The sequence below is a fragment of the Mucilaginibacter metallidurans genome (genome assembly GCF_003286435.2).
In the GTDB taxonomy this organism is placed as follows: domain Bacteria; phylum Bacteroidota; class Bacteroidia; order Sphingobacteriales; family Sphingobacteriaceae; genus Mucilaginibacter; species Mucilaginibacter gossypii.
Genome location: NZ_CP043449.1, coordinates 7,076,304 through 7,088,519 on the forward strand (window position 1 = coordinate 7,076,304; position 12,216 = coordinate 7,088,519).

Sequence of the window (12,216 nt, forward strand, 5' to 3'; positions counted from 1 at the left end):
TTAAAAGTACAGGCGTTAAAAAATTGTTATGCTTTTTGGGCTGTTATATTTTTAACATGCTGTAGCGTAAATGATTTATAAGGCGTAATGTAATTATAAACCTATCAGCCATGACGCGCAAACTAACCTTACTTTGTTTTGGGATTTTAGCTATAACCGCCTGTAAAAAGGGAGGTATCAGCCCAGTTAATAAAGATCCGGGTAAAGACCTGGTGCTTTCCGCAACCGAACAGCAACAGATTGGGCCTGGTAATGCTTTTACCTTAAAGCTTTTCAGCGCTAATGTTAATAGCCTTAACGCGGATAAAAACCTCATCATTTCGCCATTAAGCGTAAGCTTTGCCATAGGTATGACCAGTAACGGTGCCAATGGGCAAACACTTACCGATATCCGCAAAACCATGGAGTTTAGCAGTTTTACCGAAGAACAGGTTAACAGTTACTATCATAACCTCATCACAAACCTCCCCGATCTCGATCCAAATACCACACTTAAAATAGCCAATTCCATTTGGTACGCTAATAATTTTACGGTGCTGCCGGCATTCCTGAAAACCAATACCGATTTTTATAATGCCGAGGTGAAAGCCCTCGATTTTAGCAATGAATCAGCATCCCTAACTACTATTAATGGTTGGGTAAGCCAGCAAACTAACAGCAAGATTCCAAAGATCCTGGATAAAATTTCGGATGGGGCCCGGATGTACCTCATTAATGCCATTTATTTTAAAAGCATATGGAAAACCCGTTTTGATGCAAAAGCAACCTTCAAGGCGCCATTTAGTTTGTCAAATGGAGGCACTGTACAAGCTGATTTTATGACCAATAGCCATGCTGAACTTAAAAGCGCGTATTATAACGGTACAAACGTGGTTGAACTGCCTTATAGCAACAGTAAATACAGCATGATATTGATGATGCCTGATGGAGATATAAAAAGCTTTGCACAGGGCCTCGATTCAGATAAATGGAATTTACTGATGGGTAAACTCACCGCCGGCAAATCGGACATTACCATGCCCAGGTTTAAATTTAGCTATGACATTACGCTGAATGATATTTTAAAATCATTAGGGATGAGCATTGCCTTTAGCGATATGGCTGATTTTAGTCGCATTAACGCGGGTGGTGGCCTTAGTATATCCGAGGTGAAACACAAAGCTTATATTGATGTGAATGAAGACGGTACCGAAGCCGCGGCAGTAACATCTGTTGGCATAGTGACTACGGCAGCTCCACCAACTCATGTTTTTAATAAACCTTTCATTTTTGCAATACGGGAAATGAAAACCGGGCTGATACTATTTGCAGGGATAGTGAGGAACCCCGCGCTGAGTGAATAAAATGCGCTCCGGGTTTATGCCAGGACCACAGCACCGCTCAATACATTTCTACAAAAGCCTTCAAAGGTTTTGATTGGGGAATGTTTTTACGATAGATGAGCACCGTCGACATAGTGCCCAGTTCTTTGTTTAAGGTATGTGTTTTTAGTTTGCGGCCTGCGTAGTATTGCTCAATCAGTTCGGCAGGAAGGATGCTGATCCCCAAACCCGCTTCCACAAAGTTAATTATCCCTTCCAATGAGTTCAGTACAATACTTTTATATTGGATAATACCTTTTGAATTTAACCACGCTTCTAATCGGGCCCGAAATACGCAGCCTTGGTCAAACACAATGATCTTGAGTGGCGAGGAAGTAAGGAGTTCTTTAAGTTCCAGGCCTTGTGCGGGGGCGAGGATCACCAGTTGTTCTTCTTTGATATGTACCTGTTCCAGTTCGGGCGAGTTGATAGGGGCTGATACAAAGGCCGCATCGAGTTTGTAATTGATTACATCGCTAATGAGGTCACTGCGCATTTGTGACCTAAATTCCAGGTCGACATCGGGATAAGTATCGGTAAAGCGGGTGAGGATATCCGGTACTTTAAAAGCCATGGTGGTCTCAATGCATCCTATTTTAAGGCTGCCGCTTACCCGGCTGAATTTTTTAATGTCCTGTTTGGCTTCATGCACTAAGTGATCTATCCGCTTGCTGTATTGCAACAGTGTTTCGCCGGCACTGGTTAGCGTTACTTTGCGCGATGTGCGGGTAAACAAATCGGCACCAAACTCTTCTTCCAGGTTTTTAATACGTGCCGTAACGTTAGACTGTACGGTAAACATCGCTTCGGCCGCTTTAGTAAAACTTCCGTTGGTAGCTACTGCTTCAAAAATCTTCAGATCGTTAGTATTCATAAATCTTTATTTATGATTTTATATATCGTTATTAATCGTTTTTAATAATCAAATGTCGATATTAATTTTGACTCATCAAACACAATAATGAAAACTAAAAATCTCATACTAAGCGCAATTATAGCTACTGTAATTACCAACGGGGCCAATGCACAATCAAAACCGAATTCAACTTTAAAAATTCAACCATGGAAAAAAATCAAATTCATTACCGTAATATCAAAGCCAGGGGCTTAAATATTTTTTATCGCGAAGCAGGGCCTGAAGGCGCCCCAACAATATTGTTATTGCACGGCTATCCTACATCTTCACACATGTTCAGGAACCTGATCCCGACGTTAAGCACAAAGTATCATGTACTGGCGCCCGACCTGCCCGGTTTTGGATATTCTGACGCGCCCGATCATACCCAATTTCAATATACTTTTGATAACCTGGCTAATACCATGCAATCGTTTATTGATGAACTTGGGCTTAAACGTTTTGCCATTTACATATTTGATTATGGTGCCCCTACCGGTTTAAGGCTGGCTGTTGCTAACCCCGAAAAAATAACCGGCATCATATCTCAAAATGGTAATGCATACGAAGAAGGCCTGAGCACAGGCTGGAATCCTATTCAAAAATATTGGCAATATCCAACCCAGGAAAACAGGGATGCATTGCAGGACTTCGTAACCGAAAAAGTAACTAAATTTCAATACTTTGAAGGCGTATCCGATCCGTCGCTGATAGCCCCTGAGTCATACGGCTTAGACCAGCACTTCCTCGATCGCCCGGGAAACGTGGAGATCCAGCTTGACCTGATGCTTGATTACCGTACCAACGTGGCTTTATATCCTAAATTCCAGGCTTATTTCCGCGAATATAAACCAAAGCTCTTAGCTGTCTGGGGTAACAAAGATCCTTTCTTTTTACCTGCCGGAGCCGAAGCCTACAAACGAGATAACCCCAATGCTACCGTTAAATTTTATAATACAGGCCACTTTGCGTTGGAAACACATGCCAGAGAAATAGGCCTGGATGTGCTGGGCTTTTTGGATGGATTGCCTAAGTAATTGAGTAATCAATGGCCTCACCCAACCCTCTCCATTGGAGGGGGGTGAAAAAGTTTCTTAAAATAGTCCTTCCGGGAAGATTTAGAAGGGCCTATTGCTTTGTCAACGTCCCTTTCTCCGCCAACAAAAAATCAGCAGTAGTAAAACCTTCCAGCTTTTTGGCCAGCGAACCATCGGCGTTGAAAAAGAACAGGGTAGGAGTGGCCCTAATAGGATATTGCTCCTTTAACTTTTTACCGTCCCCGCTATCTATATCAATAGCTACATTAACTAAACTTGGGTTATAAGCTTTACCTAATTCTTGTTTAATCAATACTTCCTGCTCCATTTGTTTACAGGTTGGGCACCATGACGCATGGGCAAATACAAACAGCGGTTTGTTTTCGGCTTTGGCCAATGCCTGCGCATCTGCAAGAGAAATAGTTTTAAAATTGATACCCTGCTGTGAGCTAAGTCTTGGTTTGTACCTGGGGGTACATGATGCAAGGCCAATTACCGAAGTAGCCAAAAACACCAATAATATTTGAGCTGATTTTTTCATTTGATTTCTAATTAGTTGCATTTGTGCTGCAATGAGTTTATAGGCCTGTACCAGGCCTGTCAATAAAAGAGTTAATCCTAATATCCAATTGATTAGGTTATGCTGTGCTTTAAGTATATTCATTAGGTAATTACCCACAACACCATAGATAATAAAAGAGAGTAGTGTTCCTGTGCCAATGGCAATTATAAAAATGTTGTAATCGCGGGTTTCATTGCTTAACACTTTGCGTTTTTTTAAAAAGGCTGTCCAGCCCATCCAAAAAGGTAAATGAAGCGGGTTGAGCAAGCTTAGCAATAAACCTGAATAAAAAGGGTTTATCTCTGCAAAGGGCAGTACATCCCGGAAATTATGCATGTGGAACGCGGCCCAGAGGGTTTTATAGGCCAGCATGAGTATAGCGATGCAAAATACTATACTTAATATTTTGAACAGTTTTTTTAAACGAACCAGGTGGTCAAACATCACAAGGCCAATGCGAACGATCACTACCTCAACCAAAATAGCGGCAAAGGCAAACCAGGCAGCCCCCGCAATATCATTGTTGAGGGCGAAGTTGGCTATGTTGGTATTTAATGTACCAATGGGCAGCGCACCAACAAAACTAATGCTGAATGCCACCCAAAATAGTTTTAATTGCTTTGTCATGGTCACGATACCAGCTTTAAATATTCGGTGTTATTTTTAAGCATGGTAATGCCTTGCTTATAAGTCATGTAATTAATACTTTTTTGTTGTTTATTAAGTTTGCTTACGCGATAAAGGAGCTTCCAATGCCTGATGATCTCGTACCAGGCGAAGAATATTGAATGTTTGGGATCGTAAATATGAGTTGGTTCGCTGCCGGCACCGTTCAGTTCTATGATGGATAGATTTTTGCCGCGGCATAGCTCATCCCAGGTGTTATACATTACATCCAGCCGGCCAAAATAAAACCCGGGGACCTGGCGGCATATGTCATCTATTGCCTCCGTCAATTCATCGGTAATAAGATGACTAAGGTCAATGAATTTAGCACCCCGGGCATGGTTACCATAAGGCACCAGCGTTTTTGATTTGCCAATAGGTAAAACCTGTTTCAGCTCTTCACCATAGGTGTCTATCAATACGGGCAGCTGCAGCAGGTAGCGGGGCTCTTTGATAATGAGCTCCATCATGGTATGTTTGCCATCGCCGGTTAGGGCTAAAAACTCCTTGCCAACTATACCGGTTACCTGGCCTTTGGCTTCGCCCGGTAAGCGGTAGTAAAATATGCCTACTTCGCTTTTGTACTTAATATATTCCTGCACCAGGAAATCAACCCTGATTTGTTGGGTATATTCCAGCAATTCTACTTCGTTATGTATCAGTTTAACCTGTACGCCTCTGCCACCAATATCCGGTTTGGCAATTAGGGGGAAGTCGAAATTTTTATCCTTTATGACCGATTTGATTTGCCTAAAGTCTGTTTTTGTTTTAAAGAGGATGGTTTTTGGATAATATTGTTGGGGGATGAGGTTATAGATACTGGCTTTGCTTTCCAATGTAAAACCACCATTTTCGATCAGTGGATTAGCTGTGCTGAAAAAGAAAAACGAACGCGCCTTAAAACTCAACCAAAACCAATAAAACATAACAGGTGCGTAAAACATATTGAGCGACCAATATTCCCAATTAAAAAGCCTGATTAAAAATCTTCTTAAGCCAAAAAAACGGGGCAATACAACAGGTCTGTTGCTATCAGCTTCTATAGCAAGATCATGCACATATTCATTGCCATCCCTCAAATCATGATAGGTCATGGTAATGTTTTGCAGACTGACGTTGATGTTGGTAACACTTACCGTTTTCATTTTACCGCTACGGTTTATTACCAATGCGTCGGTATCATCACCTTCGCCGGCATGGTGATGAAAATACATGATATCTTCCACCTGATCCGGATTGGCTGATTTGCACCAGTTATTAAACCAATTGACACGTTTGGCGGCTGCCACCTCATCATACAAAGTGGCCGACGACCAGATATGTGCGTCCTTGCCATCCAGCAATTTAATATGTTTCCGCTCGCCGTCCCAGCGGCACTCATATAAACTGCCTTGTGCATACAGCACTAAAGTGAAGGGCTCAACAGCTATAAGATCAATGTCCTGATAAAAAAGGAAAGGGTTCTGTGCATTGATAATCTCCATTAGTACCAGCCCACGGCTGGTTTTATAGGGAGGTACGGCCGTATGTTTTACAAAAGCTCCATTTAACAATACAACAGTGTCGCCATTGTTTTTGGTGGCTATCCAGCTGCCGTTGCGGTCGGCGTCTTTTGGGTACAATAGGGTGTAATTGCCATTTTGATATTTGCGTGGTGCTATGGCCTGCTTGCGGTTAACGTTTTCATCGCGGTTGGAGGTAAGCTGGAACCCGCTTTTTGTAGGGATATAGGTTACTGTGCACATGCCTTACGGTACTTAAGTGTTGACGCGGCAACGCCAAATTCATCAGGAATAACCACATCCGATACCGCGTTTACGCCAATACGGATCAGGGCCATATGATGAACGGTATGTTCCAGGTTATAAACCAGCTCGCGGTAGTAATTTGAAAATACCTGTGCCGAATGTTCTTCGCCTTCGCCGTATTCGGCTTGTAGCAATAATTCTTTATCAGGCTTTTGAACGTTTGCTTCTACCTGGCGAATGGTTGTGACGGCGAAATCTTTATCAGCTTCAATGGCTTTATTGCGGACGCGTTTATCATAATCAACCATGCCGGTTTCGTAACCTTTATTCAATTCAATAAAGAACTCAAGAATATGACGGGTATGCTGGCCGATACTTGATTGCGACAGCAGTTTTACCGGTTGGGTGTATTGTAAAGGACTTAATTCGTCAATTACATATTGTAGCTGCTCCAGCAGGTTGGAGATAGGTTCTTTCAATTGCATGATGCTAATTATTAGCAGTGGTTTTTAATTTTATTAATGAAGAAGAGGGATGAGGTTTAAAACCTCTTTCCTGAAAATGTAAAGCAGTATGGCTGATGTTGCGAACACGATAGTTGCCAGGATAAAAAGCTGACCGCCATCGCCCTGTACTACGATTCCCAGTTTGGTAAGATGAAAAAATATGGCGCCGGCCATTAACCCTACGGCTATCAAAGCGCCTATGCCGGTAGTGCGGGGGATAATGATCAGTATGGCGGCTACCAGTTCCATGCTGCCAAGGCCAATCCTGCCCCAGGGTTCCATACCCAGTTTGGCAAATATGTAAACCGACTCGGGGGCAGCGGTGAATTTGAAGAACAAGGTTTGCAGCATGATGATGGCTGCTACAAGGCGCAGGGCCCAAACAAGTATGTTAAATTGTGTGTAAGTCATGATATTGAGTGGTGTATTTGCTGAAAATATTTATGCTTGTACAGGCGCTTGCAGTCTTTGGCCCACTTTGATGGCGGCCATAACAATATCCCGGGCTACCTCTGCTTTGCTTTTAAGCGGGTATGCCTGGAACAGGAAATCGCGGTTGATGACCGTGATCTTGTTTGTGTCGTACCCAAATGTTGCGCCTTCGTCCTGTACAGAATTGAGCACCACCAAATCGAGGTTTTTACTGTATAGTTTTTTGAGCGCGTTTTGCTCCTCATCGTTAGTTTCAAGAGCGAAGCCGATTGATACCTGATCCTTGCGCTTGATCTTACCGAACTCAAAGGCGATGTCGACATTTTTAACCATTTGCAGGCTAAACTCCTGGGTCGATTTTTTCATTTTTTGAGCGTATATCTGTGCCGGTTTATAATCGGCCACTGCTGCGGCGAAGATTGCTATCCGGGCTACGGGGAAATATTGTTGACAGGCCGCATACATTTCATCAGCCGAATTAACATGGATAACTCTGAGGCTGCTGTGAGATAAACTGATATTTACCGGCCCCGAAACTAAAATCACCTCAAAGCCCTGATCTAAAAAGGCCCCGGCAATGGCATAACCCATTTTGCCCGACGAATAGTTACTAATGAAACGTACCGGATCAATAGCCTCGCGGGTGGGGCCGGCGGTGATTAGTACTATGGGTTTGTTGTGTGTGGTTTTCATCTTGTTTGATGTGGTTCTTGAAAGCATGGGCTTGCATGATTCTCCTCTTGAGAGGGGCTGAGGGAGCTGCCTTGAAAAGCGTACTGCATACCCCCCTGCCGTCGCACCTTGCCTTCGCGCCCCTCTCAAGAAGGGATTTTGAATTGCTTTTACTTTTGCCCCTTTACCTCAGGCCATTTTTCATCGGCCACTTTAATGAGGTTTGCCTGGTCTTTGATCCACAGTTCTTTTACCTTATCGTTGTAGTTGAAATAAAGCTTATCGTTCAGTACTGTCCAGGTATCAGTTTGGGTAGGGGCTTTGTGACCTTGTGAAGTGCCATAAGCGCAGTAACCGCCATACTGTGGGGCATACTTTTCAGGGTCGGCTTTAAACGCTTCGAGGTTTTCATTGCTGGAGAAGAGCCAGGTAGCTTCTTTCCATTTGTATTGAAATTTATCTGAGCCTTTTACCGGTTTCGATTCTTTGAAAAATGCAACCGGATCATAGCCTTTAATAGCCTTGCCGCCCGGAGCAAATATTTCTGATTGCTGGGCATAGGTTTGAACTGCGGTAACAAATGCGAGTGCCGCGATAATTAATAAACGTTTCATTTTTTTGATTTTAGATTGATTTATAATTGATTATTGAAAGCTGTTTATCGGATGGTTTTAGCCCAGTTGGCATCGGCTTTGGTTTTGAGGTTAGCCTCGTCCTTATCCCAGGACTTTTTTGTATTATTAAAAAACTTGTTGTAAAACAGGTACAGCTTGTTATTAACGAGTTTGAAGGTCTTGGGATCTATCTCTACTTTTTCGCCTTTGGCGCCCATGGCGTAAGCGCACCAGCCGCCGTATTGTGGTTCGTATTTAGCAGGATTGGCTTTAAATAAGTCCCTGTCCTGAGTGGAAGCGAAGTAATAAGTAACGCCATCGTTTGCAAGGGAGATTTCTTTTTTGCCCTCTACGGCTTTTTGCTGAGTGAAGTAGGCTACAGGATCATAGCCTTCGAGCGCCAAGTCTGTTTTATCTAAATTGAACTGCTTTTTACGAACGTTTGTCTGGCTTTGTGCCGAAGCCATGCTTACAACAAATACAGTAGCTAACAATAAATTGAATAATTTTTTCATGATTGTGTTAAACTTGATGTTTGGTTTTTCCTCCTTTGTCGGGGCGGACTATCAAACCTTACAGCGAATCAGAAAAATATTTAAACAGGGGAGCGAAGGGATTTGTAAAGGAAATGAAATAGGTTTAAATTTTGTTTATCGGCCTTTTTTTGCCGATCTGGGCTAATGTTAATTCTGAAGTTTATCTATTTTGCCTTGAATAATGGCGTTATCAGCAGGTGTTTTTATCAGCGTTAGTGCTTGTTCAAAGTTTAGTTTTGCCTGTTCATTGTCAATGCCGGTGTATAGTTCGCCAAGCAGGGTATAGTAAAACTGGTTGCCGGTGAGTTTCAATTTTTTGGCCTCACTAATGGCTTCTTCGGGGCTGTTGGCTTTGGCAAGCGCAAAGGTGCGGTTGAGTGCCGCTATAGGTGAGTATGCTATTTGCAGCAGGCGATTATAAAGCTGCAATATGTTTTCCCATTTTTGTTTGGAATCGGTTTTTTGGGTATGCCAATAGGCTATACTGGCTTCAATGTGATATTTTGATAATTGAGTGCCGGTAGTGGCTAGGTTTAAATAAAAGGCACCTTTGGCTACAAGGTCATAGTTCCAGAGGTTGGTGTCCTGATCTTCATATAAAATTAGTCCGCCGTTTTGATCTGTGCGGGCTTCAAACCTCGAGGCATGAAAATACATGAGCGAAAGCAATGCGTTAACCGGCGGTTTGTTGGTGCCTTCGTTTTCAATAAGCATGTGGCAAAGGCGCATGGCCTCAAAGCAAAGGTCTTTACGCAGAACCTGGTTATCACTAACAGAATAATAACCCTCGCTAAACAACAGATAAATAGTGGTGAGCACGTTTTCGAGCCGGTTATCAATTTCAGCCGGACCAGGCATTTGGATTTCTATTTTTTCATTGCGGATCTTTTCCTTGGCCCTGAATAAGCGTTTGTTAATGGTTTCTTTATTGGTCAGGAAGGCTTCGGCCACTTCATCAATTCCGAAACCGCAAAGAATGCGTAACGAAAGCCCGATCTGTGCCTCGGGTGGGATGGCAGGATGACAGATTGCAAACATCATTTGCAGCTGGCTGTCGGTGATGTTTTGGAGCGAAAGATCGATTTCCGGTTCATAGGTCTCCGCGGTTTGGATTTCCGTGGATATTTTGTTTTCAAAAATGCTATTACGTTGTAAATGATTTTTCGCCTTGTTTTTGGCTACGCTATACAGCCAGGCGGTTGGGTTAGGCGGGATGCCTTTATAACTCCAGGCCTGGGCTGCGGTAAGGAAGGTATCGCTGGCGATGTCCTCGGCAGTTTCCATCCGATCAAATCCAAAGCGGCGGCACAGCACCGATACTATTTTGCGGTACTCGGTGCGGAATAGATGGGGAATGATTTCGGGGTTTTGCATGGGGCAAATGGGAAAATGTCATTGCGAGCGATAGCGCGGCAATCTCATAGCTGTGCTTCGCCGCTTTGCATATCTCGCAGGCATAACTACGGGATTGCCACGTTGCGCCGGATACTCTTTTGCCGGAGCTGCTCCTCGCAATGACATGATTTATAAAATTATCCTTAATGTACCCCGTCATTTTTGGCAACCTTCCGTACTTCAACGGTATTACCATCGCCCTGCAAAACAGGGCAGCCTTTGGCAAACTCCACAGCTTCTTCAACCGATTCGGCTTTTACAGTGATTAAGCCGCCTATCGTTTCTTTGATCTCGCCAAAAGGGCCGTTGGTAACTACGCCACCGTGACCTACAATTTTGGCATCGGCAAAAGGCAAGCCAGTGCCACTCACAAATTTGTTTTGAGCAGCTATGCCGCCAATCCAGTCCATAGTTTGTTTCATCCAGATTTGGATCTGTTCGGGAGAAGCCACTTTGGTGCCGTCCTCGTGCCTGAAAATTAAAACGAATTCGTCCATCTTTTTAAATTTTAAAGGTTAATAAATATATGAATTACACCTCTATATCAAATGGGAATGGCTAAATAGGACAGGGCGGGTAATATTTATTTTGAATTTGAAATGTTCAATTTCGGGATTTTTCTGAACCGGGTAATTTCAAAAATCAGAAAGTTTATGTGATAGATAATCGTTTTTTAAATTCCAGGAAACTAACAGTTCGCCCTTCGGCAATGTCTGTCTGACTTTTAGCAATCCTTTCCAAAACCCACAATGGTAAAATCTCATCTGATTTATAGTCAAGCTGTTTGGCATCAGGAGACAATGCCCGGGCTTTATTTTCTTTACCTATTATATTTGTTGTGTTAGCTTTCATCGCTTTATTATTTGATTTTAGCAATTATCCCATAACATGTTTTCTTGATTGTACAATCGTATTTGAGATCGCCAATTGCTCCTGTTACTCCATCGGTTTCATAGGGACTCACAAGTACAGAATCGGAAGGGACAGTATTTTCAGTATAACACGGACCGTCTATGCGGATTGTATCAGTTTTATTAACAATGATTATGGTGTTGGCATGTACATGAAAATATCCGCAATATCCCTTTGTATGTAATATAACTACTCCTTTTATAGGTTGGGTTAATTTGAAGTATTGCCACTTTGCTTTACATTTACCAAAAGTTTCTGCCATTTTGTGTATTTTACGCTGTGTTGAACAGCTAAAACTTAATAGCATAATTGCCAATAAAAAAAGGAAACTTCGCATAACTAAATGTAAAATTTATAAACCAAAAAAGACCATCCGCTTACGCAAATGGTCTTTTTATTTTTTGATCCCACACCTTTCAGTGGGCCGGTCGTCTATCAAACTTTGATCTCAACCTCAACACCGCTTGGCAATTCAAGCTTCATCAGGGCATCTACAGTTTTTGAGTTAGAGCTGTAAATGTCTAATAAGCGTTTGTATGAGCAAAGTTGGAATTGCTCACGTGCTTTTTTGTTTACGTGTGGTGAACGTAATACGGTGAAAATTTTCTTTTCGGTTGGTAACGGAAGTGGTCCGCTAACTACAGCGCCTGTTGGCTTTACTGTTTTTACGATTTTCTCGGCAGATTTGTCTACCAGGTTGTAATCGTAAGATTTCAATTTGATCCTGATTCTTTGGCTCATTGTTATTTTGTTTTTGGGATTTCACCGATTGAATGGTGATTTCACCGATTTTTAATTGATCAACCTAAGAGCTATTTATTAGGTGAGATCATTGGTTATTTATTAATTACACCGATTATCTGTGGAATCACAAACAATC

Annotated in this window: 15 protein-coding genes; 2 read left to right on the top strand and 13 right to left on the bottom strand. The window is 42.5% G+C overall.

Features of this window, described 5'->3' with window-relative positions; translation table 11 throughout:
* Positions 1-110: 110 nt before the first annotated feature.
* On the top strand, positions 111-1,343 hold the full coding sequence (locus tag DIU38_RS30545; protein WP_112653211.1) for a serpin family protein: 1,233 nt from the start codon (positions 111-113) through the stop codon (positions 1,341-1,343).
* Positions 1,344-1,380: 37 nt separating this feature from the next.
* On the opposite strand, the gene DIU38_RS30550 is transcribed toward DIU38_RS30545, so the two are convergent.
* Positions 1,381-2,235: a LysR family transcriptional regulator gene (locus DIU38_RS30550; RefSeq protein ID WP_112653210.1), complete on the bottom strand. Its 855-nt coding sequence runs from the start codon at positions 2,233-2,235 to the stop codon at positions 1,381-1,383.
* Positions 2,236-2,423: 188 nt separating this feature from the next.
* Between DIU38_RS30550 and DIU38_RS30555 the strand changes: the two genes are divergently transcribed.
* Entirely contained in the window at positions 2,424-3,293 is an 870-nt protein-coding gene (locus DIU38_RS30555; protein ID WP_112653209.1) for an alpha/beta fold hydrolase, read from the top strand.
* Positions 3,294-3,384: 91 nt separating this feature from the next.
* Here DIU38_RS30555 and DIU38_RS30560 read toward each other — a convergent pair whose 3' ends face one another.
* From DIU38_RS30560 to rpsJ, 12 genes are all read right to left on the bottom strand, one after another.
* The gene (locus DIU38_RS30560) at positions 3,385-4,482 is read right to left on the bottom strand and encodes a thioredoxin family protein (RefSeq protein WP_112653208.1); all 1,098 of its coding nucleotides are present in this window, start codon (positions 4,480-4,482) and stop codon (positions 3,385-3,387) included.
* Between the two features lie 2 nt (positions 4,483-4,484).
* On the bottom strand, positions 4,485-6,266 hold the full coding sequence (locus tag DIU38_RS30565) for an NRDE family protein (protein WP_112653207.1): 1,782 nt from the start codon (positions 6,264-6,266) through the stop codon (positions 4,485-4,487).
* Positions 6,254-6,754 carry a DinB family protein gene (locus tag DIU38_RS30570; protein ID WP_112653206.1) on the bottom strand — a complete coding sequence of 167 codons (501 nt, stop codon included), beginning with the start codon at positions 6,752-6,754 and terminating at the stop codon, positions 6,254-6,256. The genes DIU38_RS30565 and DIU38_RS30570 overlap by 13 nt, the downstream gene beginning before the upstream one ends.
* Before the next feature lie 33 nt (positions 6,755-6,787).
* Complete coding sequence (locus DIU38_RS30575; protein ID WP_112653205.1) at positions 6,788-7,186, bottom strand: DoxX family protein; 399 nt, start codon at positions 7,184-7,186, stop codon at positions 6,788-6,790.
* 30 nt (positions 7,187-7,216) lie between these two features.
* Positions 7,217-7,900: a phosphopantothenoylcysteine decarboxylase domain-containing protein gene (locus tag DIU38_RS30580; protein ID WP_112653204.1), complete on the bottom strand. Its 684-nt coding sequence runs from the start codon at positions 7,898-7,900 to the stop codon at positions 7,217-7,219.
* A gap of 149 nt (positions 7,901-8,049) precedes the next feature.
* Positions 8,050-8,493: a YHS domain-containing (seleno)protein gene (locus DIU38_RS30585; protein WP_112653203.1), complete on the bottom strand. Its 444-nt coding sequence runs from the start codon at positions 8,491-8,493 to the stop codon at positions 8,050-8,052.
* A 44-nt stretch (positions 8,494-8,537) separates the two neighbouring features.
* Positions 8,538-9,008 carry a YHS domain-containing (seleno)protein gene (locus DIU38_RS30590; protein ID WP_112653202.1) on the bottom strand — a complete coding sequence of 157 codons (471 nt, stop codon included), beginning with the start codon at positions 9,006-9,008 and terminating at the stop codon, positions 8,538-8,540.
* 168 nt (positions 9,009-9,176) lie between these two features.
* Entirely contained in the window at positions 9,177-10,403 is a 1,227-nt protein-coding gene (locus tag DIU38_RS30595; protein ID WP_112653201.1) for an RNA polymerase sigma factor, read from the bottom strand.
* 164 nt (positions 10,404-10,567) lie between these two features.
* The gene (locus DIU38_RS30600; RefSeq protein WP_091171949.1) at positions 10,568-10,921 is read right to left on the bottom strand and encodes a YciI family protein; all 354 of its coding nucleotides are present in this window, start codon (positions 10,919-10,921) and stop codon (positions 10,568-10,570) included.
* Positions 10,922-11,075: 154 nt separating this feature from the next.
* A complete protein-coding gene (locus DIU38_RS30605; protein ID WP_112653200.1) occupies positions 11,076-11,276 on the bottom strand; it encodes a hypothetical protein in 201 nt (66 codons plus the stop codon).
* 7 nt (positions 11,277-11,283) lie between these two features.
* A complete protein-coding gene (locus DIU38_RS30610; RefSeq protein ID WP_112653199.1) occupies positions 11,284-11,598 on the bottom strand; it encodes a hypothetical protein in 315 nt (104 codons plus the stop codon).
* Positions 11,599-11,771: 173 nt separating this feature from the next.
* Positions 11,772-12,077, bottom strand: a complete 306-nt coding sequence (gene rpsJ / locus DIU38_RS30615) for a 30S ribosomal protein S10 (protein WP_022830652.1) — start codon at positions 12,075-12,077, stop codon at positions 11,772-11,774.
* Between the last annotated feature and the right edge of the window lie 139 nt (positions 12,078-12,216).

Excerpts from the sequence above, each read along its gene's own strand:
- DIU38_RS30545 (WP_112653211.1), top strand. The coding sequence starts at position 111 with ATGACGCGCAAACTAACCTTACTTTGTTTTGGGATTTTAGCTATAACC.
- DIU38_RS30550 (WP_112653210.1), bottom strand. The coding sequence starts at position 2,235 with ATGAATACTAACGATCTGAAGATTTTTGAAGCAGTAGCTACCAACGGA.
- DIU38_RS30555 (WP_112653209.1), top strand. The coding sequence starts at position 2,424 with ATGGAAAAAAATCAAATTCATTACCGTAATATCAAAGCCAGGGGCTTA.
- DIU38_RS30560 (WP_112653208.1), bottom strand. The coding sequence starts at position 4,482 with ATGACAAAGCAATTAAAACTATTTTGGGTGGCATTCAGCATTAGTTTT.
- DIU38_RS30565 (WP_112653207.1), bottom strand. The coding sequence starts at position 6,266 with ATGTGCACAGTAACCTATATCCCTACAAAAAGCGGGTTCCAGCTTACC.
- DIU38_RS30570 (WP_112653206.1), bottom strand. The coding sequence starts at position 6,754 with ATGCAATTGAAAGAACCTATCTCCAACCTGCTGGAGCAGCTACAATAT.
- DIU38_RS30575 (WP_112653205.1), bottom strand. The coding sequence starts at position 7,186 with ATGACTTACACACAATTTAACATACTTGTTTGGGCCCTGCGCCTTGTA.
- DIU38_RS30580 (WP_112653204.1), bottom strand. The coding sequence starts at position 7,900 with ATGAAAACCACACACAACAAACCCATAGTACTAATCACCGCCGGCCCC.
- DIU38_RS30585 (WP_112653203.1), bottom strand. The coding sequence starts at position 8,493 with ATGAAACGTTTATTAATTATCGCGGCACTCGCATTTGTTACCGCAGTT.
- DIU38_RS30590 (WP_112653202.1), bottom strand. The coding sequence starts at position 9,008 with ATGAAAAAATTATTCAATTTATTGTTAGCTACTGTATTTGTTGTAAGC.
- DIU38_RS30595 (WP_112653201.1), bottom strand. The coding sequence starts at position 10,403 with ATGCAAAACCCCGAAATCATTCCCCATCTATTCCGCACCGAGTACCGC.
- DIU38_RS30600 (WP_091171949.1), bottom strand. The coding sequence starts at position 10,921 with ATGGACGAATTCGTTTTAATTTTCAGGCACGAGGACGGCACCAAAGTG.
- DIU38_RS30605 (WP_112653200.1), bottom strand. The coding sequence starts at position 11,276 with ATGAAAGCTAACACAACAAATATAATAGGTAAAGAAAATAAAGCCCGG.
- DIU38_RS30610 (WP_112653199.1), bottom strand. The coding sequence starts at position 11,598 with ATGGCAGAAACTTTTGGTAAATGTAAAGCAAAGTGGCAATACTTCAAA.
- rpsJ (WP_022830652.1), bottom strand. The coding sequence starts at position 12,077 with ATGAGCCAAAGAATCAGGATCAAATTGAAATCTTACGATTACAACCTG.